Source organism: Nocardia gipuzkoensis (assembly GCF_021183645.1).
GTDB lineage: Bacteria > Actinomycetota > Actinomycetes > Mycobacteriales > Mycobacteriaceae > Nocardia > Nocardia abscessus.
Genome location: NZ_CP089225.1, coordinates 1,669,441 through 1,689,648, shown reverse-complemented (window position 1 = coordinate 1,689,648; position 20,208 = coordinate 1,669,441). Strand labels below are relative to the sequence as shown.

At 64.7% G+C, this 20,208-nt stretch carries 21 protein-coding genes and 1 pseudogene; 14 read left to right on the top strand and 8 right to left on the bottom strand.

Annotated features, from left to right (window positions below; all coding sequences use genetic code 11):
• The first annotated feature begins 47 nt into the window (after positions 1-47).
• Positions 48-1,181, top strand: coding sequence for an MAB_1171c family putative transporter (locus LTT66_RS07750; protein WP_233065532.1), 1,134 nt, complete (start codon positions 48-50; stop codon positions 1,179-1,181).
• On the opposite strand, the gene LTT66_RS07745 is transcribed toward LTT66_RS07750, so the two are convergent.
• The gene (locus tag LTT66_RS07745) at positions 1,130-1,570 is read right to left on the bottom strand and encodes a nuclear transport factor 2 family protein (RefSeq protein ID WP_233065530.1); all 441 of its coding nucleotides are present in this window, start codon (positions 1,568-1,570) and stop codon (positions 1,130-1,132) included. The genes LTT66_RS07750 and LTT66_RS07745 overlap by 52 nt on opposite strands.
• 118 nt (positions 1,571-1,688) lie before the next feature.
• A complete protein-coding gene (locus LTT66_RS07740; protein ID WP_233065528.1) occupies positions 1,689-1,997 on the bottom strand; it encodes a cupin domain-containing protein in 309 nt (102 codons plus the stop codon).
• 50 nt (positions 1,998-2,047) lie between these two features.
• Here LTT66_RS07740 and LTT66_RS07735 point away from each other — a divergent pair, with 50 nt between their 5' ends.
• Entirely contained in the window at positions 2,048-2,512 is a 465-nt protein-coding gene (locus LTT66_RS07735; RefSeq protein ID WP_233065526.1) for a TetR/AcrR family transcriptional regulator, read from the top strand.
• 135 nt (positions 2,513-2,647) lie between these two features.
• Here the strand turns inward: LTT66_RS07735 and LTT66_RS07730 are convergent, their stop codons facing one another.
• Positions 2,648-4,696, bottom strand: a complete 2,049-nt coding sequence (locus LTT66_RS07730; RefSeq protein ID WP_233065524.1) for a M13 family metallopeptidase — start codon at positions 4,694-4,696, stop codon at positions 2,648-2,650.
• A gap of 337 nt (positions 4,697-5,033) precedes the next feature.
• Here LTT66_RS07730 and rplN point away from each other — a divergent pair, with 337 nt between their 5' ends.
• The 4 genes from rplN to LTT66_RS07710 are packed head-to-tail and all read left to right on the top strand — an operon-like array spanning position 5,034 to position 6,476.
• Entirely contained in the window at positions 5,034-5,402 is a 369-nt protein-coding gene (gene rplN, locus LTT66_RS07725; RefSeq protein WP_039795505.1) for a 50S ribosomal protein L14, read from the top strand.
• A gap of 1 nt (position 5,403) precedes the next feature.
• A complete protein-coding gene (rplX, locus tag LTT66_RS07720; protein ID WP_040864865.1) occupies positions 5,404-5,721 on the top strand; it encodes a 50S ribosomal protein L24 in 318 nt (105 codons plus the stop codon).
• Between the two features lies 1 nt (position 5,722).
• Entirely contained in the window at positions 5,723-6,286 is a 564-nt protein-coding gene (gene rplE / locus LTT66_RS07715; protein ID WP_063021292.1) for a 50S ribosomal protein L5, read from the top strand.
• A 4-nt stretch (positions 6,287-6,290) separates the two neighbouring features.
• The gene (locus LTT66_RS07710; RefSeq protein WP_014981705.1) at positions 6,291-6,476 is read left to right on the top strand and encodes a type Z 30S ribosomal protein S14; all 186 of its coding nucleotides are present in this window, start codon (positions 6,291-6,293) and stop codon (positions 6,474-6,476) included.
• 170 nt (positions 6,477-6,646) lie between these two features.
• Here LTT66_RS07710 and LTT66_RS07705 read toward each other — a convergent pair whose 3' ends face one another.
• The 3 genes from LTT66_RS07705 to LTT66_RS07695 all read right to left on the bottom strand — a co-directional run bounded on the left by LTT66_RS07705 (position 6,647) and on the right by LTT66_RS07695 (position 10,138).
• The gene (locus LTT66_RS07705) at positions 6,647-7,888 is read right to left on the bottom strand and encodes an AraC family transcriptional regulator (protein ID WP_233065522.1); all 1,242 of its coding nucleotides are present in this window, start codon (positions 7,886-7,888) and stop codon (positions 6,647-6,649) included.
• 236 nt (positions 7,889-8,124) lie between these two features.
• On the bottom strand, positions 8,125-9,333 hold the full coding sequence (locus tag LTT66_RS07700; RefSeq protein ID WP_233065520.1) for a cytochrome P450 family protein: 1,209 nt from the start codon (positions 9,331-9,333) through the stop codon (positions 8,125-8,127).
• Positions 9,334-9,775: 442 nt separating this feature from the next.
• On the bottom strand, positions 9,776-10,138 hold the full coding sequence (locus tag LTT66_RS07695) for a serine hydrolase domain-containing protein (protein ID WP_233065518.1): 363 nt from the start codon (positions 10,136-10,138) through the stop codon (positions 9,776-9,778).
• A 31-nt stretch (positions 10,139-10,169) separates the two neighbouring features.
• Between LTT66_RS07695 and rplE (LTT66_RS07690) the strand changes: the two are divergent.
• The 3 genes and pseudogenes from rplE (LTT66_RS07690) to LTT66_RS07680 form a co-directional block, all read left to right on the top strand.
• Positions 10,170-10,607 (top strand): annotated as a pseudogene (gene rplE / locus LTT66_RS07690) (50S ribosomal protein L5); the annotation flags it as partial.
• Between the two features lie 4 nt (positions 10,608-10,611).
• The gene (locus LTT66_RS07685) at positions 10,612-10,797 is read left to right on the top strand and encodes a type Z 30S ribosomal protein S14 (RefSeq protein WP_014981705.1); all 186 of its coding nucleotides are present in this window, start codon (positions 10,612-10,614) and stop codon (positions 10,795-10,797) included.
• Positions 10,798-11,197: 400 nt separating this feature from the next.
• Positions 11,198-12,751: an acyl-CoA carboxylase subunit beta gene (locus LTT66_RS07680; RefSeq protein WP_233065515.1), complete on the top strand. Its 1,554-nt coding sequence runs from the start codon at positions 11,198-11,200 to the stop codon at positions 12,749-12,751.
• 150 nt (positions 12,752-12,901) lie between these two features.
• Here LTT66_RS07680 and LTT66_RS07675 read toward each other — a convergent pair whose 3' ends face one another.
• On the bottom strand, positions 12,902-13,561 hold the full coding sequence (locus LTT66_RS07675; RefSeq protein ID WP_233065513.1) for a hypothetical protein: 660 nt from the start codon (positions 13,559-13,561) through the stop codon (positions 12,902-12,904).
• A gap of 313 nt (positions 13,562-13,874) precedes the next feature.
• Between LTT66_RS07675 and LTT66_RS07670 the strand changes: the two genes are divergently transcribed.
• Complete coding sequence (locus LTT66_RS07670) at positions 13,875-15,275, top strand: Fic family protein (RefSeq protein WP_233065512.1); 1,401 nt, start codon at positions 13,875-13,877, stop codon at positions 15,273-15,275.
• Positions 15,276-15,568: 293 nt separating this feature from the next.
• Here the strand turns inward: LTT66_RS07670 and LTT66_RS07665 are convergent, their stop codons facing one another.
• Positions 15,569-16,051 carry a DUF4352 domain-containing protein gene (locus tag LTT66_RS07665; protein ID WP_233065510.1) on the bottom strand — a complete coding sequence of 161 codons (483 nt, stop codon included), beginning with the start codon at positions 16,049-16,051 and terminating at the stop codon, positions 15,569-15,571.
• Between the two features lie 467 nt (positions 16,052-16,518).
• Between LTT66_RS07665 and LTT66_RS07660 the strand changes: the two genes are divergently transcribed.
• From LTT66_RS07660 to LTT66_RS07645, 4 genes are all read left to right on the top strand, one after another.
• The gene (locus tag LTT66_RS07660; RefSeq protein ID WP_233065508.1) at positions 16,519-16,839 is read left to right on the top strand and encodes a hypothetical protein; all 321 of its coding nucleotides are present in this window, start codon (positions 16,519-16,521) and stop codon (positions 16,837-16,839) included.
• Between the two features lie 3 nt (positions 16,840-16,842).
• The gene (locus LTT66_RS07655) at positions 16,843-18,270 is read left to right on the top strand and encodes a WXG100 family type VII secretion target (protein ID WP_233065506.1); all 1,428 of its coding nucleotides are present in this window, start codon (positions 16,843-16,845) and stop codon (positions 18,268-18,270) included.
• 165 nt (positions 18,271-18,435) lie between these two features.
• Positions 18,436-18,927: a hypothetical protein gene (locus tag LTT66_RS07650; RefSeq protein ID WP_233065504.1), complete on the top strand. Its 492-nt coding sequence runs from the start codon at positions 18,436-18,438 to the stop codon at positions 18,925-18,927.
• 97 nt (positions 18,928-19,024) lie between these two features.
• Positions 19,025-20,182: a helix-turn-helix domain-containing protein gene (locus LTT66_RS07645; RefSeq protein ID WP_233065502.1), complete on the top strand. Its 1,158-nt coding sequence runs from the start codon at positions 19,025-19,027 to the stop codon at positions 20,180-20,182.
• Positions 20,183-20,208 lie beyond the last annotated feature (26 nt).

The following is a 20,208-nucleotide window of genomic DNA, read 5'->3' as shown; positions in this document are numbered from 1 at the left end:
GCCCTCGCGGTGGCCGGGCGCCGTCCCGAGGATTTACAGTCACCACGATGGACGCTGTACCGGTTTCGTTGGTGATCGCGGTCGTCGTCTTCGTCCTGCCCATGACGATCGGGCGGTGGTTCTTCGTCAACGAGACGAACTCCGACCGGCTGATCAACCGGACATGGGGCTGGAACCTGGCCGGGGTGATGGTGTACCAAGTCGTGGCAGCACTGGGTCATCCGTACTTCGCTCAGTGCCTGTACCTAGGGCTGGGCATGATGGCACTCGCGAGTTTCTACGGGCTGGCCCGGCTCGTCGATGGCGCCGCCGCGAAGGGCGCGCGAGAGCGGCAGCGCCGATACGATTCGACAGCGGCTGCCGTCGCCGCGTCGCTGATCACCGGCGCACCTCTCGCGCACAGCGTCTTTCGCATCGACTACCTGGAAGTCGTCTGGGCGGTCTCGGCGTTTCCTGGATGCATCTCGGGCCTTCTCTTCGGCCGTGCCTGCGTCCGCGAACTGCGTGTCGCGGACTCACCGGCACGGGAGAAGCTCACCTACGCCCTGTTGCTGGCGTTCTCGATCTATTGGACGATCTCGTGGCCGATCCTGCTCGTTCGAGCGCTCGCAGGCACGCCGCCGAGCCGACCGGGGCCCGTGTTGGCCGTGGTGGCCGTCCTGATGCTGGGCGCCATCACGCTGCTGACCGCGATCCCGCTGTTCATTGTGCTGTTGGCGCGAGCGGGCTGGGATCGGACCGGCCGTATCTGTCGTCGGCTGCGTCCGTTGTGGCGCGAATTGACCGCGGCGGTACCGGAAGTCGTCCTACTTCGAGACCCTTCCGCTCCGCGAGATCCCGCCTCACAGCTGTACCGAATGACCGTCGAGATCTGGGACGCGCTCCTGCACTTGAAGCCGTACACGCCCGACGCCGAGGAGCTCGGCTCGTCCGGTTTGAGCGGAGACGAGGTGCGCGCCTTCGCATTTCGAGCGGCGTGGGCCGTGCGAGCGAAGCGTCACGGCAACGCACCGGCGCCCAATGTCTCCGCGCGAGGCGACGCGCGGGCCGAAAGACGCGATCGGGCGGCGGAGCTGGAGTTCTTGATCCGATTGGCTCGCGAATGGCCGAAGGCTGTCGCGATGGTCGGCTATGGACCGGATACCGCGCAAGCGGCCGCCACTGCGGCGGTATCCCAGTAGAACGGCCGCACCTCGGCGATGCGGCCGTCCACGAAGGTGAGCGTCTGCAGGATCGCGAAGGTGAGTTCGCGGCCGGTCGCGCGTGCTCGTGCGTGGACTTCGGTGTGCACCACGGCGGTTACCCCGGTCGCCAGGAAACGTTGGTCGCGCAGGTCGAAAGTCTCCCAGGTCTCGCTCATGGCGCGGAAGAACCGCTCCATGCCGTCGTGGCCGCGCCAGGTTCCGCCATAGGGCAGATTCTCGGCCTGATGGAGCACCACCGAAGGGTGGAAGAACGGAGCGAGCAGCTCGAACGAGGCGCTCCCCGGTCCGCCTGCCGCCAGGTATTCCGCTTCCGCCGCGTACATTCCGGTCAGTACGGTCATCGGGTCGGTCGTGGTCGGTGTCATGCGGCCAGTCTGACCGTGCGGCGGGAGCGGGACCGGCGGTAATCGGACGTCGCGGTGCTCGCCCGATAGAGCCTGTTCCCGCGCACGCGTCGCATGCGCGGGAACCATGGCGGCAGGATCAGCCCGCGGCGACGGGCTTCTGACGGGTGTCGTGGCGCAGGCCGATGGACATGACGTCGGACGGCTCGTCCAGTTCGGTACGGTGCCAACGGTTTCGGGGGGCGACGCAGCCTGTTCCGGCGGTCAGGCGGACCATCGTCTCGCTGTCGCCGACGCGTTCCGGCCGCAGATACAGGCGCAGCGCGCCGGTCAGGCAGCACACCGCTTCGTCGCTGCCGGGGTGCACTTCCCAGTGGTCGGCGTGCACGTCGGCGTCGGTTTCGACGTGGAAGGTCGCGAGTTGCCAGCCGCCGTCACCGGTGCTCATCCGGCGTTCACCGGCTGTGACGTGCCCATCCGGGGGCGCCACCCGCCGCGTTGACCGCGCTCCACACCCCGAGCGCCCGCACGCGGGCCGGTCCCTCGGCAAAGGTGGTGGTCAAGGTCGCCAGCGCGGCGGGAGCGACGGCCAACGCGGTGATCGATGCCGAGGGTGTGGAGAAACTGACCATGCGCCGCCTGGCCACCGAGCTGGGCTGCACGGCGATGGCGCTCTACCACCACGTCCGCGACAAGGAAGACCTGCTCCGGCTGCTGCTCAACGACTACGCCGACCAGGTGGTCTGGCCCGAGCTGCCGGAGGACCCGCGAGAGCGCGTCCGCGTCGCGGCGCGAGCTATGCACGACGTGCTCGCCGCGCGCCCGTGGATCGTCGATATCCTCGCCGCCGAAACCTACCCCCGCCTGGCCGCCCTCGGCTCCGGCTACCTGTCCCTCGCGACCCAGGACACCTACGAACTCGGCCTCGACGCCCTCATCGACGGTCTGCTCCGAAATCGGTGAGCGGGATCCGCCCGACAAATCCCTGAGCGGCATTTCCCTGCGCTCGCGGCAGGCTCGGTCCGGATACAGTTCGAGCCTGCCACAACGGGCAGGCTCGAACTCACCACGCGCCGGGTCGGAACGCGACCGGTCGGCTCAGAACGTCACCCGCTGGTCCGCAGGCAGGAACAGCTTGTCGCCTTCCTTCACCTCGAAGGTCTTGTAGAACTCCGCGAGGTTGCGCACCACCTGGTTGCAACGGAATTCGGCGGGGGAGTGGGTATCGGCGGCCAGGTAGCGAACCGTGAGTTCCTCGGTCTGCTTCTCGCGCCAGCTGCGGGCCCAGGACAGGAACATGGTGCGGTAGTCGGGATCATCGATACCGCGGCGTTTCTCCGCGATGCGGAAGGCGGCCAGCGTGATCTGCAGTCCGCGCAGATCGGCGAGGTTCTCGCCGACGGTGAGTTCGCCGTTGACGTGCTGGCTCGGTTCGAGGCCCTCCGGTACGAGCACGTTGTACTGGTCGACGAGTTGCTTGGCCTTGGCCTCGAAGGCGGCACGGTCCTCGGGCGTCCACCAGTCGCGCCGGTTGCCGTCTCCGTCGTATTTGGAGCCCTGGTCGTCGAAGCCGTGGCCGATCTCGTGCCCTATGGTCGCGCCGACCGCGCCGAAATTGACCGCGGGCAGGGCGTCCTTGTCGAAGAAAGGCGGCTGGAGGTAGGCAGCCGGGAAGACGATTTGATTGGAAGTCGACGAATAGTAGGCGTTCACCGTCTGGGGCGACATGCCCCACTCGGACTTGTCGACCGGGGTGCCGAGGCGGGCGAACGCGCGCTTGACTTCGAACTCGTTGACGGCGAGCAGGGACTCGATCAGCTTGCCCTTGGTGATCTTCAGCTTGGAATAGTCGACCCACTTGTCCGGGTAGCCGATCCTGGGATCGATCTTGTCCAGTTTGGCCAGCGACGCGGTCCTGGTCGCCGGCGACATCCAGGTCGAATTCGTGAAGTTCTCCCGGTAGGCCGCGATGACGTCGGCCAGCATCTCCTTGGCGCGCTCCTTGGCGTCCGGCGGAAAGTGCTTCGCCACGTACAGTTTCCCGAGCTGCTCGCCGAGATGCTCATCGACGATGCCGACCCCGTACTTCCACCGCTCGGGACGCTCGTCCTGCCCGTTGAGCACCTTGCCCTTGAACTCGAAATTCGCGTCGTTGACGGCCTTGGGCAGGTAGGGGGCGAACTCTCGCAGCACGTACAGCTTCAGATAGTCCCGCCACGTGGCGATGTCCACCTCGGTCCACAGCTGACCGGCCGCCGTGAGGTAGGACGGCTGATTGACCACCATCGTCGCGAACAGCTCGCGCGGGCGATCGGTGTTCCCCGCCAGCCACGGATCCCAGTCGAAGCCCGGGGCCAGTGCGGTCATATCCGCCCAGCTGTACACGTTGTACGTCGCGTCGGTGTCGCGGTTGCGCACGTTGTCCCAGTGTGCGGGCGCGATGCGCTGCTCCAGGTCGAACACCCGCCCGGCGGTCCCGGCCGGGTCGGCCAGCCCGGCGCCCGCGGCGAGGCGTTCGAGGAAGATCCGGTACTGCGCGAGCACCTGGGCGTACTCCGGCTTCCGGTAGTACTGCTCACCGAGTCCGAGACCGGACTGTCCGACCGAGGGGATGTAGGCGTTGGAGTTCTTCCGGTCGACGCCGATGCCGAGGCCGATCAGCCCGCCGATCGGCAGCTCGGCCATCACCTTCGCCAGGTCCGGCTTGGTCGTGGCGCCGTCGATCTTGGCGAACAGCGGCGCCAGCGGCGTCATACCGAGGCGTTCGATCTCGTCCCAGTCCAGGCGCGCGTCGTAGAGATCCTTGATCTGCTGCTCCTCCGAGCCCGGCTCCGGATCGCGGATCCCCTCGATGATCTCCCGCAGCTGCTGCTGCGTGCGCTCGGCCGCCTCGCTCGTCGAGCCGAAGGCGACCTTGTCCGGCGGCAGCTGGTACTCCCGCAGCCACTTGCCGTTGACGTGCCGGTACAGGTCGTCCTGCGGCCGGATCGTCTCGTCCGCGCCGGTGAGATCGACGCCGGTGAGCGTCCGGCTCGCGGGTTCGGCCTCGTCCGAGCACGCGACCAGCGCGGCGACGGCCGGAACCGCGCCGAGTGCGATCAGGAAGGCACGACGATCCAGCTTCGCTGGCCGACCGGTAGATGTCACGAGAGTCCTCTCCCCGACGCGGCGTTGCCGCAGATGTACGAAGGCAGCCTTGCAGGACACGGGGCTACCGGCGCGGAGGCAGTCCAGCCCGGATTGGGGAATGGGCACCGCCGCGCGGCCCCGATTTGGGAACGACCTGCGGATTCCCATACACTAGACCGGTTGCCTGCGGGAGCTATGCCCGCAATCCGGCAGTGAACCCCCAGTGGTTGGTTCCGCGTTTCTTGCTCGAACCGAGGAAAACCGCTGGCAGGCGCGCGTCCGGAGGGCAACCGACCATGCCCGTCGGGTCGGCAATCCGGCGTGCACATACGTCCAGGTCAAGGAGGACGCTGAAGTGATTCAGCAGGAGTCGCGACTGCGCGTCGCCGACAACACGGGTGCGAAGGAGATTCTCTGCATCCGCGTTCTCGGCGGTTCGTCGCGTCGCTATGCCGGTATCGGCGACATCATCGTCGCTACCGTGAAGGACGCCATCCCCGGCGGCAACGTGAAGCGGGGTGACGTCGTCAAGGCTGTCGTCGTGCGCACCACCAAGGAGCGCCGTCGTCCGGATGGTTCCTACATCAAGTTCGACGAGAACGCGGCCGTGCTCATCAAGGCGGACAACGACCCGCGCGGCACTCGCATCTTCGGCCCGGTGGGCCGCGAACTGCGCGACAAGAAGTTCATGAAGATCGTGTCGCTGGCTCCGGAGGTGCTCTGACATGAAGGTGCACAAGGGTGACACCGTGCTCGTCATCTCGGGCAAGGACAAGGGCGCCAAGGGCAAGGTCATCCAGGCCTACCCGAAGGAGAACCGGGTCCTCGTCGAGGGCGTGAACCGGATCAAGAAGCACGTCGCGAACTCCGCCAACCAGCGCGGCGCCTCCTCGGGCGGCATCGTGACCCAGGAAGCCCCCATCCACGTCTCGAACGTGATGGTCGTCGACTCCGACGGCAAGCCGGCCCGTATCGGCTACCGGACCGACGAGGAGAGCGGCAAGCGGGTCCGGATCTCCCGTAAGAACGGGAAGGACATCTGATATGACCACGACGGAAAAAGTGCAGCCCCGGCTGAAGCAGCGCTACCGCGAAGAGATCAAGGACGCGCTGAACAAGGAATTCGACTACGCCAACGTGATGCAGATCCCGGGCGTGGTGAAGGTCGTCGTCAACATGGGTGTCGGTGACGCCGCCCGCGACGCGAAGCTGATCAACGGCGCCGTCGAGGACCTGGCCCTGATCACCGGTCAGAAGCCGCAGATCCGCAAGGCGACCAAGTCCATCGCGCAGTTCAAGCTGCGTGAGGGCATGCCGATCGGCGCCAAGGTCACCCTGCGCGGCGACCGGATGTGGGAGTTCCTCGACCGCCTGGTCTCCATCGCGCTGCCCCGTATCCGCGACTTCCGCGGCCTGTCGCCGAAGCAGTTCGACGGCAACGGCAACTACACGTTCGGCCTGAGCGAGCAGTCGATGTTCCACGAGATCGACGTGGACCGCATCGACCGTCCGCGGGGTATGGACATCACCGTGGTGACCACCGCGACCAACAACGAAGAAGGCCGTGCCCTGCTCAAGCACCTCGGCTTCCCGTTCAAGGAGAACTGAGCACATGGCAAAGAAAGCACTGGTCAACAAGGCCAACGCCAAGCCCAAGTTTGCGGTCCGCGCCTACACCCGCTGCCAGCGGTGCGGTCGCCCGCACGCGGTCTACCGCAAGTTCGGCCTCTGCCGCGTGTGCCTGCGCGAGATGGCGCACCGGGGCGAGCTGCCGGGCGTGCACAAGAGCTCCTGGTGAGCTCGCGCTCCTCGTGAGCGCACCGGGATAGCGAGACATCGAGGGCACGGACTCACACCGAGTCCGTGCCCTCGCTGTCTCCAGGAGTTTCCTTGCTATCTCATCGCGGCTGTGCTCGCGGCGCGCCCGCTCGTCCCGCACAGCTGAGGGTCGCGAGTGCCCAGCGAGACCTATGCGGTGGTGTTGTCGAGGTACCGTCGGCGTGCCTGGTGCAGTTCGCGGCTCCACGTTGTTCCTTCGTCGGCCAACCGGCGTTGGAGCGTCCGTGGCCCGACCTCGAGGAGTTGGGCGGCCTCCGCCAGCGAGGGCGTACCTTCGGTGAGGGCGGCCTTCAATGCGGTGCCCACCCGATCCGACCATGTCGGCGAGCGCACGGGCGGCGGCATCGTGGCATAACGGCGCCTGGTCGCCGGGGGAACCCCGGCTGCGTGGTGCGTTTCGAGCGCAGCTGGATGAGGTCCGTCAAGGTCCGACACCAGTCGATCGGTGAGTTCCCTCGATCGGCGCCTCTGGAAATCTCGGGGTGTTTCGCCGTAGCGTGCCTTGAACGCCTGGGAGAACCAGGTTTGCGTGAAACCGCAACGTGCAGCCACCTCGCTGACAGTCGTGTTCTTTCCCGGTTGGGAGAGCAGGTCGCGCGCGGCGCGCAGCGCCTCGTCCTGCCGCACGTCCCGGTAGGTGGTACCGCTCTGCTGGAGGGCGAGCCGCAACTGCCGGGGCGACCAGCCCAGAGCCGATGCCACCGCAGGCAGACGCAAGTCTCCGACACCGACGTGCTCCCGCACGTACTGTCGAACGGCTGCGGCCGTTTCAGCCAGATGGCTTTGTTGCGGGCCCATATCGCCGAGCAGGATCAAGCAGGTCAGCTCAGTGATTCGATCGCAGACGGCGTTGAATTCCCAGTCCGCGAGGCTGGATCGCTCGGCATGCGTTTCGCGGATCATGCTCTGCACGATCCGGCCCAGGCCCGATGCCATGTCGAGCGTCGTTTGCGGTGGTCTGGCGGACGACAGTCGATTGTCGATATCAGCACGCGGTATGCGAACCGCGTTCGTCACCATGCGTGGCATGTAGTACCGAAACGGCTGATCTGGGCTCAATAGCATTGCGCTGCCGGGAGTTACGCGCATTAACCTGTCATTCATTTCAAAGGTGTTGACTCCCCCCACAGCCCGCTGCGGCACGACCAACCAATAGTCTTTACCGCCCTGCCGGGTGTGTGACGGGGTCCGCCAGGCCAGACGCTCGCTGCGTTGGTCGAAGCGCAGGAGAGTGTGAGCAACAGTGTCCTGAACGGTGGCACGGATCCACCAGTTGCGCGGATCACGATACCGGGACTCGGACGGCAGAAAGCTGTCGCTGAGCGCTTCCCACTCGTCGATGTCTTTCGTAACAAGCTCCGTGTACATCATGATGACGCCTTGGCAGATGTGTTATTCGGGACTTGACAATTCAACATCACCTGGGAGGGCCTGTAGCTGTCCGGCATATCCCGCTGTGAGAAGGGGATCAGCGGGAAACGCTGCGACCGATCGGCGTGACCGCCGCTCGATCGCAGCGTCGGTCACGAGCGTCACTCCGTCGGCTACGGACGCCATCGAGCCTCGAAAAGCGCGAAACTCCCCGGCTGTGCCGAATTCACTCCGCACTACGCGCTGGGTTCGAGCAGCACGGGAAGTGTGAGGGGCCCGCAGGTGATGAAATTCGGGCCGTAGATCCGGGTGGGGTCGTCAGCCAGGTTCAATCGCGGGAACCGGTTGAACAGGGTGGACAAGGCGATGTGGCTTTCCAGCCGGGCCAGATGAGCGCCGAGGCAGACATGCGGTCCGCGGCCGAACGCCAGCTGGTCTCGGTGATCGCGGTCGATGTCGAAGCTACCGGCGTCCGGATAGTGCTCCGGGTCCCGCCCGACGCCGCCATACCACCCCACCATGGCTCCCGCGGGAATGTCCACGCCGGCGATGGTGATGTCTTGTACCGCATACCGAGTGGGAAGAATAGCGGCCACCGAAGAGCGGAAGCGCAGCATCTCCTCCACGACGTCCCTCCACCGGTCTTCGGCCTGGGCTTTGGCGAGCTGCTCGGGATGGGTGCACAGCGTGACCACCGCGTTGCCGAGCAGGTGCACGGTGGTTTCGTGTCCGGCCATGAGCACCAACCACAACATGTTGACCAGTTCGTCGTCGGTCAAACTGTTCGATTCATTGGCCTCCAGCAGAGCGGAGGTGAGGTCGTCGCCGGGTGCGCGCCGTTTGCGGTCCAGGAGTCCGGCGAGATAGCCGAGCATATCCGCCATCGCGGCCTGAATCTCGTCGCCGGTGCTCAGTTGCGACATGACCGTGGACGCCCAGATCCGGAATTGTTGTTGTTCGGACGCCGGTACACCGAACAGTTCGCCGATCACCCGCACCGGCAGGGGGGTGGTGTAGCTGGAGGCGAGATCGATTTCGGCCTTGTGGTCGGGAATCTTGTCGAGGAGCTCGGTGGCGATCTGCTGGATTCGGGGCTCGAGCGCGGCGACTCTGCGTGGGGTGAACGCCTGGCTGATCGTTTTCCGCAGCCGTCGATGATCCTGACCGTCCATGTTGATCATGTGGTCGATATCGGTGAGCGCGCGCAAGGGCCAGTCGGCTGGAATCGTGCCGTCCTGCAGCGCAGGACAGTTGCGCGGATTCTTGCTCAACACGGTGCCGTCTCCAGCCAGGACTTCGCTCACCGCTTTGTGGCTGACGGCGAACCAGGCCACGACATTGCCGGGCAGCTCGATCGGAACGATCGGTCCACTCCGCCGGATCCTATCGAAGGTATCGAAAACCAACTCGCCAGCGGTAGGCAGTTGAGCGACGGGCTCGGTCATGATGTCTCCCATGGTGCGTTCGGTCACACGGACACGGCTGACGTGTGCCCGCCCAGTGTCGGCCGCAGCGACGCACCGAACCACCGGATCTGGGAATCGCTGCCTCACAACGAAAGTGCGACGCAGAAGAACGAATATGGGAGCGAGATGTGGCACGACGTTGCTACCACGAAGGGCGCTGCGATGGATCGTCTCCGCCGCAGCGCCCTTCCCGATTTCAGTCAGCAGGTCAATCGCTGATTGTCAAAGCAGCACCTGCGGAATGACATCGGGCGCGACCTGGTGTCGGCAGTTGGACTGCTCGGCGTGTGGCGCCCTCATCACGAGCCGCGGGCCGGGGCGTCCGATGGGCCTGCGGCCGAGAAGCAATGCCACCGGCTGCCCGAGGATGCCGCGCGTGAAGTCGACCCTTCTCTGCGCCGGTTCGGCGATGGTGGAAGAGTTATCGGATCGCCTCGAGCGCACCGGTGGTGAGTTCTTGGAAGCCGAACGGCGCTGCTGGGGGCGGTTTCGGGCCCAGCCGGACGGCCACCACGTTTTCTTCCGGCACCACGGCGACGATCTGGTTGTTGAAACCCAATGCCCAGAATGTGTCGCGCGGAGCGGACGGAACCAGCGGTCCCATACGGGTTTGCTGATCGCCTCGACCGGTGACGGCGAGCGCGGGTGATGCTACGACTCCCTCGGCATTCACCCACCACAGGCGCCCGTAGCCTCGGTTGTGCTCGGTGCTCGGCGTAACCGAGGCCTGTATGTAGTCGGCGTCCACGATCTGCATGCCCTTCCAATTCCCATTGTTGAGCATCAAGACTCCGAAGCGAGCAAGGGCGAGGCAGGTCGTGATGGGTGTCGGTGACGCCGCCCGCGACGCGAAGCTGATCAACGGCGCCGTCGAGGACCTGGCCCTGATCACCGGTCAGAAGCCGCAGATCCGCAAGGCGACCAAGTCCATCGCGCAGTTCAAGCTGCGTGAGGGCATGCCGATCGGCGCCAAGGTCACCCTGCGCGGCGACCGGATGTGGGAGTTCCTCGACCGCCTGGTCTCCATCGCGCTGCCCCGTATCCGCGACTTCCGCGGCCTGTCGCCGAAGCAGTTCGACGGCAACGGCAACTACACGTTCGGCCTGAGCGAGCAGTCGATGTTCCACGAGATCGACGTGGACCGCATCGACCGTCCGCGGGGTATGGACATCACCGTGGTGACCACCGCGACCAACAACGAAGAAGGCCGTGCCCTGCTCAAGCACCTCGGCTTCCCGTTCAAGGAGAACTGAGCACATGGCAAAGAAAGCACTGGTCAACAAGGCCAACGCCAAGCCCAAGTTTGCGGTCCGCGCCTACACCCGCTGCCAGCGGTGCGGTCGCCCGCACGCGGTCTACCGCAAGTTCGGCCTCTGCCGCGTGTGCCTGCGCGAGATGGCGCACCGGGGCGAGCTGCCGGGCGTGCACAAGAGCTCCTGGTGAGCTCGCGCTCCTCGTGAGCGCACCGGGATAGCGAGACATCGAGGGCACGGACTCACACCGAGTCCGTGCCCTCGCCTTCCATGGAGGCGCTTCCACTGCGGCAACACTGATCGGACGCGGTTTCCCGCCGCGAACGCCGCCGTGGAGTGTTCGACCGAAGCTGGAATCCCGCGCCGGCTCACCGTCGGCCGCCGCGACGGTGCCTTCGAGTCGCCCGAGGCGATCACCGCCATGGAACGGCGTCTTGCCAGTCCTTCGTTCCTCTGACTGTCGAGGGATCCGATGTGTGGCCGACCTCGGCTGTGATTTGTCCCGGATATCCAGTTCGATGACACGTTTTGTGTCGATAGCGCTTAACGTCGCGGGGGCGCAACAGTTGGTTCGAAAGGTGGCGGCGAGCGTGACAGGTACCGAGGCGAAGCTCGATGAACTGGTCAAGATCCTGACGATCGCTGCGGAACCGGCGGGTGAGGCCGGTGCCGCCAAGCGGGAGAAGAAGGGCGTTCCGAGTGTTCGCCAGCGTGTGAACATGCTGCTCGACCGCGGGACGTTCATCGAGACCGGTGCGTTGGCTCGTCAGCCCGACCGACCGGATGCTCTCTACGGTGACGGGCTGGTCACCGGTCGCGGTCTGATCGGCGGCCGTCCGGTGGTGGTGATCGCCCACGATCAGACCGTGTACGGCGGGTCGGTCGGTATCACGTCCGCCCGCAAGTTCATGCGGGCGCTGCAACTCGCGTTCGACAACGCATGCCCGGTGGTGACGATCAATGATTCCGGCGGCGCGCGCATCCAGGACGCGGTGGGTTCGATCGCTTCGTTCGGTGATATTTCCCGGGTGTTGGAGAAACTGTCCGGGTATGTGCCACAGGTATCGATCATTCTCGGCAAGTGCGCGGCGGGTTCGGTGTACGGGCCGATCAACACCGACGTGCTCATCGGCACCAAGGATTCCTACATGTTCGTCACCGGGCCGGAGGTGATCAAAGCCGTCAACGGTGAGGACGTCACCGCCGAGGAGCTCGGTGGCGCCGAGGTACAGGCCAAACGCGGCACCCTGCATCACGTGGCCGACACCGAGCAGGAAGCTTACGAGTGGGCGCGCAATTACCTCAGCTACATGCCGACGAGCTGTCTCGAGCAGCCGCCGATCGTGAACCCCGGCCTGGAGCCGGAGATCACTGCTACCGATCGCGAGCTCGACACGATCATCCCGGATTCCGATCGCGCCGGTTACGACATGCACGAGATCCTGCTGCGGATCTTCGACGACGGTGAATTCCACGAAATCCGCGCCGCGTTCGCCCCGAATCTGATCACCGGGTTCGCCAGGGTCGACGGCTCTCCGGTCGGTGTGATCGCGAACCAGCCGTTGGTGCTGGGTGGTTCCATCGACGCCGCGTGCTCGGACAAGTCGACCTACTTCATCCGGCTCTGCGACGCGTTCAACATCCCGCTGGTGTTCGTCGCGGACACCCCGGGCGTGCTGCCGGGCCTCGAGCAGGAAGCCAACGGCGTGATCATCCGCGGCGGGCGGGTCCCGCGTGCGATCATCGAGGCGACGGTCCCGATCATCAACCTGGTCGTGCGCAAGTCCTACGGTGGCGCCTACGGCATGATGGCGGCCCGGCAGGTGGGCGCCGATATCAGTTTCGCCTGGCCGACGGCCCGGATCGCGGTGATCGGCGCCGACAGCGCGGTGGACCTCATCGGCAAACGGCAATTGGCGGCGGTACCGGAGGAGCATCGGGCAGCGGCGCGCGAGTTCATGATCAACCAGTACAACGAGACGATCGCCACCCCGTGGATCGCCGCCGAACGCGGCTACATCGACGCGGTCATCGAACCGGCGCGCACCCGTCTGGAGATCCGGAACGCGCTGCGCCTGTTGCGGGACAAGCCGCCGGTCAAGCCGGAGTTCAACCCGCGCAAGCACCCGGTGTACCCGATGTGATCTTCCCGCCGCCTCTCGCGCGGCGACGGTGAGACCACCGAGCCTGCGCCGAGTAGCGGATCGCAGACGACCCGAGGAAAGGCGCTGCGGCGGATGGTTTTCGCCGCAGCGCCTTTCGCGACTTCAGCTCAGCAGGTCAATCGCTGATTGTCAGGGCAGCACCTGCGGAATGACATCGGGCGCGACCGTACCCACGATCGCGCCGATCACGGCGCCCAGGATGGCGGTGGTCACCACACCGACCACGGCGCACAGCGCGTAACCGACGACGAAGATCGCCAGGGTCGGAATGCAGGTGATGAGGGCGGCGACCGCACCGACGCCCGCACCCGCGGCCGCACCGTTCATGACCGGATCCGGGTACTGCGCTCCCGGATTCGTCGCGATGTCCTTCAACTCCGCGCCCGTCGCTGCCGAGACCTCGGGTGTCGTCACCGACAGCGTGCGGCCGTCCTCGGACACCTTGGCATCCAGGGCGATGGTGGTTCCGGACGGCGTGGCCAGCGTGCGCGGAAGCTCGGTGACCGCCGCTCCCGCCTTGTTCACGACCTTGATCGAGGTCTCGCCGAGCTGGAACGTACCGGCATCCAGCGTTGTGGAGACGGTGCTCAGGTCCGGCGCGACCGTGGCGTGGTAGCCGATGTCCGCGGACGTGCCCGTCGCCGAAATCGCCTGGGCCAACTGCGCCTGCTGCTCGGCGTAGTTGGTGGCCGATGCGGCTCCGGCACCGGCGAACGTAGTCGCCACGGCCAGCGGCAGCGCACCGATGAGCGCCTTACGACCGATGTGCTTTGCAGCGCGATAGAACATTGAATTCATTTCCTCCCCGACCCCCGACACCCCCGACGTGGACGAATCGAACGTCGTATCGTGCGATGTGAACGCACTATTGGTAGCGATCGCACCGTCGACAAGGCAAGTTCTGTGACATTGTCGACATTAGGGAACCAATTGAGCCGCAAGATATTTGGATACGGCATGAGGCTCGGCAAACCAAAAGCGAACGCTGTCGCCGGCCCCGCGGCCGCATCGGGCGATTGCCGCAAAGCTCTTGTTCGGCGCTGTTCAGACGCGCTGCCCCGGACGGGCAGGTCGACATCGTTCAGTGCGTCCCGGTCTACCCGTGCGTTTCGGCGTGGTGCGGCAATTCGATATCCGACCGGACCACGTGATCAGTGGATATGGCGGAACGTCGCCTGCAGGGCGCGGTGCTTTTGCGCAGCGGCGGTGGGTTGGCAACTTGGATGGCGGTGGCCTGTCTCGACGAGATCGTGGCTCCGGCACGTACCACGTGTATCTGCCCGATTCGTTGGCTGGTCGCCGCATCGTTTTGACCAGCGAAACCGCCGCCGACGTCGTCGATGCGGAGGTGGCGATCACCCGTCTCGATACGGAGGCGGTGGCGCTCGTCGAGACAGAAGCGTTGTCTCGGTTGTTGCTGCGCGCCGAGGCCATCGCATCGTCACGGATCGAGGGGTTGGTAGTCGGCGCGCGTCGACTGCTGCGCGCGGAGGCGGCGCGTCAGCTCGAAGGAGAATCATCGGATGTGACGGCCGCCGAGGTGCTGGCGAATATCGATGCCATGGCTGTTGCCGCCAATGCGGTTGGCCCCGGTGAGTCGATCACCGAGGATGTTCTGCTCGAGATTCATCGACCGTTGCTCGCGGGTACCAAGCTCGCACAGCATGGCGGATGTTTACGAGACGTACAGAACTGGATCGGTGGCAGCTCCTTCAATCCCTGCTCGGCCGCCTTCGTTCCGCCACCGCCGGAGCTCGTACCCGAGTTGATGGAGGACTTGATCTCGTTCTGCAATAGCGACGATCTGCCCGCTGTCGCGCAGGCCGCCATCGCGCACGCACAGTTCGAGACGATCCACCCGTTCATCGACGGCAACGGCCGAACCGGTCGCGCGTTGATCCACCTGATACTGCGCCGCCGCGGCGTGGCGGAACGCGTCGTCGCGCCTGTGTCGCTGATTCTCGCCACGTGGAGCGACAGCTACATCGACGGTCTGACTCGCTTTCGGCACGTGGGTGCGCCTGATTCCGATCAAGCTACCGACGATCTGAACATTTGGGTGGCGCGTTTCGGCGCCGCGTGCACTCGTGCGGCGCAGGATGCGACCGACTTCGAGATGAAGGCTGCCGATCTGCAGAGATCGTGGCGGGACCGAGTGGCGCCGGTGCGGGCGAACTCCGCATTGGACCTGCTGCTCGGCAAGCTGGTCGGAGCTCGGGTCCTCACGGTCGGTACTGCGTCGGCACTCATCGGACGCAGTTTTCCCGCTACAAACGCCGCCGTGCAGCGTTTGGCCGAAGCCGGAATTCTCCGCCAGCTCAGCGTGGGTCGCCGCAACAGGGCCTTCGAGTCACCCGAGGCGATCAGTGCTTTCACCGCCCTGGAACGGCGTCTCGCCAGCCCGGATGGAGACACACAAACATCCGGCCCAGCACGTCCGGTGCTGTCGAAGAATAGAGACGGCGGTCCGACACGGGCGAAGTCGAAACCGTCGAAGACATGAAGGAAACTGAGGATTATCGGCTCGATCCCCCTACTGTCCTGAACGGGCTGGTTCATTGACCTCTGCCCACGCAACGGCATCACCGAAGCGGAGCATGGCATCCTGCGCGGTGCGGAGACGCGAGTGTTTTGGAATTCACCGAATGTCTAGAGCAAGAACTGACTCTGCGCTGCCCGCCTCGTGCAAAGTACTACTGCGAAGGAAGATGTCTATTCGGTACCACGACTAGCTTCAGGGTTCGGCGGTGCCTGCGTGAACTCTTCGTCCGACTGGCTCCGCCGAACCCCGCCGCGTCATCGAAGTGCGACCTTGGCGCCGCCGGAAAGCATGCTGTCGTGCAGCTCCAACACGGCAGGAACCGTGCCCGGTGGCACGTCGAACACGATCTTCACCTGGATCGTGAAACCTGGATTCAAATCAGACGTCCATGTATCCGCACCCAACCGTCGCGCCGCGGCCGAGTTGTTCGCATACTCGCGGCCCTGATCATCGATCAGCTTCTGATTGCTGTCGAAGTACGATCGAGGCTCCTTGCCTGTGTTGGTGATGTCGACGTGCACCACCAGGAACTCTCCACGTGCCTTTTCCTCCAGCACGCCGCTACCGACGGATGCGACCGGGGGATCGATAGCGGTCACCTTGAACTCGAATTGGCCGTCACGGACGGCAGATCCAACGGCGGCAACGTTCTTTCCAGCGGGGCTTTTGCCGTCGGTTTCGGAATCGTTGGCCGAGAGTCCGATGATGCCGAAGCAGCCTCCGCAGAGCAGGGTCATGGCGCCGATGAGGATCCACGGCCAGACGGCTCGTTTCTTGGGTTGTTGGGGCGGAGGGTATCCGGGCGAGGGAGGAAATCCGGGTTGCTGGAAACCTGGCTGCTGCTGGTAGCCCGGTGGCGGCGTCGGCATTCCTTGCGTGGGATAGCCGGGGCCGGTGTTGTGTCCGGGCGACGGCGGCGGTTGGGACACGGGTTGACCCCCTGGGTAATAGTATAGGAATTGTTCCGCTCGGTCTGTATGAGTGCCAACTAGGAAGCTTTCGCTGATGCGCAGTCCATGAGGTTCACCGGCTTCGACGCCCCGCCGCTGCACACCCGCCTGAGCTTCACTGCGGGAGTGGCTTGGTCACGCGAGGTAGGTCTGAGGATGCCCGGTTAAGCTGTATCGAGCTCGGACGGCCTGAACGGCAAGTTGTACTTGCAGGAGAGGTGCGACACCCCGAGTGCGGGGTGAAAGGGGGAGGTATGGCATTCGAAGTAGACCCGGACACGCTGCGCGCGGCGGCAGGTTCTATGGCTCTGTTGCCCAGCGAAATCGATCGTGCACCGCACCTGGGCGCTGACCCGGTCGCCGACAAATTGAAGGGCTCCGCCGTCGGGGCGGCCATCAGCAGCAGCGATGGCAGGAGCAAGACGGCCAAAGATGTGTTGCGGGCTCGGTTCAACCAGTTCTCCGCACTGCTGGCGTTGTCTGCCGACAAGTTCCAGAACACAGATATCGACGCGGCCAACCGGCTCGCGGCAGTTCCCGATATCAACTCTGGCGGCCCGCACGGGGGACGGTAAGTCATGCCCACCCCTATCGAAGTGCTGAACTGGGATGTCTCCGGCCTTCAAGCGGTTGCCGACAACGCCACTCGCATCGCGGAAGCGATCATTACGGCATCCAACACGATGCACAGCACGATCTACGGCCTCCCTTGGCACGGCGATGCGAGAAGCGCAGCGGAGGGACGGGCTGATCGGGAGCAGTCCCAGATGCGCGCCATCGCAACCGCTTACGATGACCTAAGTTCTGCTTGTGCTGGTGCCGCTCGCGATATGGCCCACCCGCTTTCCGAGATCCGCTTGATCTTTCAGCACTACGTCGCGCTGCCGGTCACGGTCGGTGACGACTGGAGCATCAGTGGTGTAGAAGACTGGAATTCCGAAACAGGAGTGCAACTTTCAAGACTCGTCGGACTGGTCTCGACACTCGAGACATTCGACGCGCAGTGGGGTGCGAAGATCGCGGCTGCGAATGACGAACTCGCGGTCATGGCGCCCGAGTCCGTGCTCGCAGCGGCCAACGCCGCGATCCAGGCCAACCGGTCCGAGGATTCGAGGGCAGACCCTGAACGCATACGCACCTCTGCTGCGGCGTTTCAGCAGGTTTTCGGTCGGCCACCGACCAGCCCTAACGACTGGACCACTGCGGAGGCGCTGAACCCGAAAAGCTTCGACCCGAAGTATCAGGGAGTAGGGCCGGAGATCCGGGTGGTACGTATCAATCCTGTCCAAGATCAAGGTGTGGTGCGGACCAGTCAGTACATCGAACAGCGCGATGTAACGAGCTTTCCACCCACGAACCGGGACATGGGTGACAATCGGACGGCTGACCCGAACTTCGATCCCGAACACACGCGCGTCGCTACGTATGTGGACTATGAGAACGGCATCGTCGTCATTCGGCAGAATCCATCGGTCGATCAGAATCCCGACGGTAGTCCTGGAGCGTCCAAGGTCGGCACTCCTGAGGCGACCGTATGGCAGACGGACGACGGCACAGTTCGTATCCGCTACGACGCCGCCAATCCGTTTGCGCCCGACATAGCCAGGAATCCTCCAGGGCCGATGTCGGAACATCCGATATCGGTCAACGGCGACTTGGTCTTCGTTCCGGGCCAGGACGGTGTTCAGGTACAAGGCGCTCGATCGGATTACCCTTCCCTCGAGGCTTACCAGGACCGCCCGGATGGCAGCACTCGGACTATTGCCGTGGATCCGGCGGCATCCGGCCGTTCGTGGGGACCGGGTGTGAACTTGCCTTTCCATCATGAGCTTCCCGGTACCGATCCCAATGTCTTCGACCAGTTCAGGACGTACCAGGAGTACCCGGGCGATCAGCCTCCTGGATTCCCGGTGACGACCGATCTTCCAGGGACTGTGGCGGGGACGCCGGACAAGGCTCCGTCGGTTCGCACGATTACCGAGGACGATCATCCGTTGGGCAGGTAGGGTCCGTCGTCCGATTCAGCACCAAGGGCTGCGGCTCATGTTTCAGAGGGAGGGTGAACGATGGTCGGCCTCCGTGCTCTGCGGACGGGTTCCGGGTATTGGACTGCCGCGACTTGGACCACTTCGCTGTGGTTCATTCCTCAGCTGATCGCCGTGGCAGCCGCGATGGCGGTGATCTACCCGGATCGCAATGAGCCACCTGTCGGGTGTTACTTGACCATCTCCGCTGTCGGCGCGCTCATCGGAGTTGGATCGGCATGGTCGAGTTCTCCGAAACTCAGAGGCGTCGCGCTCGGCGTGCTCACCGCGTCCGCGGTGCTGCTTTGTGTACCGGCACTGCGGTTCTTTCCCCTGGCGCTACCGCTGGCGGCGATCTGGATCACGGTCGCTTCCGCCGACGAGGACGAGAGTTCGACCTCTGGGTTCGGCCGAGCGCACTTCGCCGGATGCTCGGTGGCCATGCTGGTGAATGCGGTTCCCCTGATCGCCACGGCGTACTATCTACTCTTCCTGTACGCCTTCGTCTTGGCTGCTGAGATAGTGATTGTCGTCATCCTGTTGCTGTTGCGGGGCAGGGCTCGACAGTTCGGCACAGGCGTCGCGATCTCCTGGCTGGGCCTGAGCGTTTCGATCCTTGTGTCACTGCCCGTGTGGTGACGACAGCGCTGCGATGGCTCGCGGGGATGCGCTTCCACTTGGGCAGTCGTTGCACGAATCCCTCTATGCGCGAACCGATCAGTCGTAGCCTCGGGGTATGAGTGTGGACCGTGGGGACCGGCTGAAGAATGCCCGAAAGCGGGCCGGTATGACTCAACGCGACCTTGCCAATACCTCTGGGGTGTCCCTGTCACAGATCAGGAAGATCGAACAAGGCGATTACGAACCACGCCTCGAGACGTTGCGCAAGTTCGCAGTGGCGCTGAAGGTGCGTACATCGCAGCTACAGGACCAACCCGACTACCAGATCCCCGATACCGACACTGAAGCGCAATGGGAACCCGTGTGGCCGGCGCTGTTCGGGAATTCGCCGCACGCCGACGAGCCAGCGACGGCCGCCGGTGTGCAGGCAACGCTCGACGCCGTGCAGGCGATGATCAGCGCAGACAAGTACCGCGACGTCACTGCGCTGCTCCCCGGCCTGATCCGGGACGCCGATAGTGTCGAAGACGGGCGCTCGATCCGATTCCGCGTCTTGAACATGACGGCCTCGTTACTCGTCCAGACCAGGCAGTTCGAAGCCGCCGACGCCGTGCTGAATCGCGCGATGGACGCGGCCGAGAGCCACATCGAGGCGGCCACGGTCATCGACACCATGCTGTGGGCCTTGCTGCGGCAAGGGCGTCTGGATGACGCTCGGGCGCTGGCGACCAAGTGGGCCGATGACATCGAGCCGCGATTTTCGCGGGCGAGCGCGTCCACGGTGGCGATATGGGGTCGACTTTGGCTAAAGGTCGCCAACGCGGCCGTGCGCGACAACCAGCCAGGTGAGGCTGAAGACGCGATGTCGATGGCGCGTGCGGCTGCGTACCGGATCGGTCGCGAGATCTATATAGAGCGGCTGCTCGGCCGCACATTCGGGCCGATGGAGGTCGCTTACATCTCGGCCGAGTCGTTCGCCATTGCCGGTGAGCCAGAGAAAACGCTCGCTATCGCTGGTCAAGTCCCTGCACCGACGATTGAACCGAACGGAGCCAGCAGGCTTCGGCATCGGCTGGATGTGGCCAATGCTCAGGTGCAGATCGGTCAGTTCAGCGAAGCCCTGGACGGGTTGTGGGGTGTGCAGAGGGCAGCCCCGGAATGGCTTGTGCAGCAGCGCTATGCGCGCGACATCCTCGGCAAGATCGTGACAACCAGGCGGACGCTGACATGGGAGATGCGAGAGCTGGCTGACCGGATCAAGCTCGAATGCTGATATCTGCCAACACATTCGAAATGGCA

What these genes read in the sequence shown, in the direction of transcription:
- LTT66_RS07750 (WP_233065532.1), top strand. Translation starts at nt 48, where the DNA reads ATGGACGCTGTACCGGTTTCGTTGGTGATCGCGGTCGTCGTCTTCGTC.
- LTT66_RS07745 (WP_233065530.1), bottom strand. Translation starts at nt 1,570, where the DNA reads ATGACACCGACCACGACCGACCCGATGACCGTACTGACCGGAATGTAC.
- LTT66_RS07740 (WP_233065528.1), bottom strand. Translation starts at nt 1,997, where the DNA reads ATGAGCACCGGTGACGGCGGCTGGCAACTCGCGACCTTCCACGTCGAA.
- rplX (WP_040864865.1), top strand. Translation starts at nt 5,404, where the DNA reads ATGAAGGTGCACAAGGGTGACACCGTGCTCGTCATCTCGGGCAAGGAC.
- rplE (WP_063021292.1), top strand. Translation starts at nt 5,723, where the DNA reads ATGACCACGACGGAAAAAGTGCAGCCCCGGCTGAAGCAGCGCTACCGC.
- LTT66_RS07710 (WP_014981705.1), top strand. Translation starts at nt 6,291, where the DNA reads ATGGCAAAGAAAGCACTGGTCAACAAGGCCAACGCCAAGCCCAAGTTT.
- LTT66_RS07705 (WP_233065522.1), bottom strand. Translation starts at nt 7,888, where the DNA reads ATGATGTACACGGAGCTTGTTACGAAAGACATCGACGAGTGGGAAGCG.
- LTT66_RS07700 (WP_233065520.1), bottom strand. Translation starts at nt 9,333, where the DNA reads ATGACCGAGCCCGTCGCTCAACTGCCTACCGCTGGCGAGTTGGTTTTC.
- LTT66_RS07695 (WP_233065518.1), bottom strand. Translation starts at nt 10,138, where the DNA reads ATGCTCAACAATGGGAATTGGAAGGGCATGCAGATCGTGGACGCCGAC.
- LTT66_RS07685 (WP_014981705.1), top strand. Translation starts at nt 10,612, where the DNA reads ATGGCAAAGAAAGCACTGGTCAACAAGGCCAACGCCAAGCCCAAGTTT.
- LTT66_RS07675 (WP_233065513.1), bottom strand. Translation starts at nt 13,561, where the DNA reads ATGTTCTATCGCGCTGCAAAGCACATCGGTCGTAAGGCGCTCATCGGT.
- LTT66_RS07665 (WP_233065510.1), bottom strand. Translation starts at nt 16,051, where the DNA reads ATGACCCTGCTCTGCGGAGGCTGCTTCGGCATCATCGGACTCTCGGCC.
- LTT66_RS07660 (WP_233065508.1), top strand. Translation starts at nt 16,519, where the DNA reads ATGGCATTCGAAGTAGACCCGGACACGCTGCGCGCGGCGGCAGGTTCT.
- LTT66_RS07655 (WP_233065506.1), top strand. Translation starts at nt 16,843, where the DNA reads ATGCCCACCCCTATCGAAGTGCTGAACTGGGATGTCTCCGGCCTTCAA.
- LTT66_RS07650 (WP_233065504.1), top strand. Translation starts at nt 18,436, where the DNA reads ATGGCGGTGATCTACCCGGATCGCAATGAGCCACCTGTCGGGTGTTAC.
- LTT66_RS07645 (WP_233065502.1), top strand. Translation starts at nt 19,025, where the DNA reads ATGAGTGTGGACCGTGGGGACCGGCTGAAGAATGCCCGAAAGCGGGCC.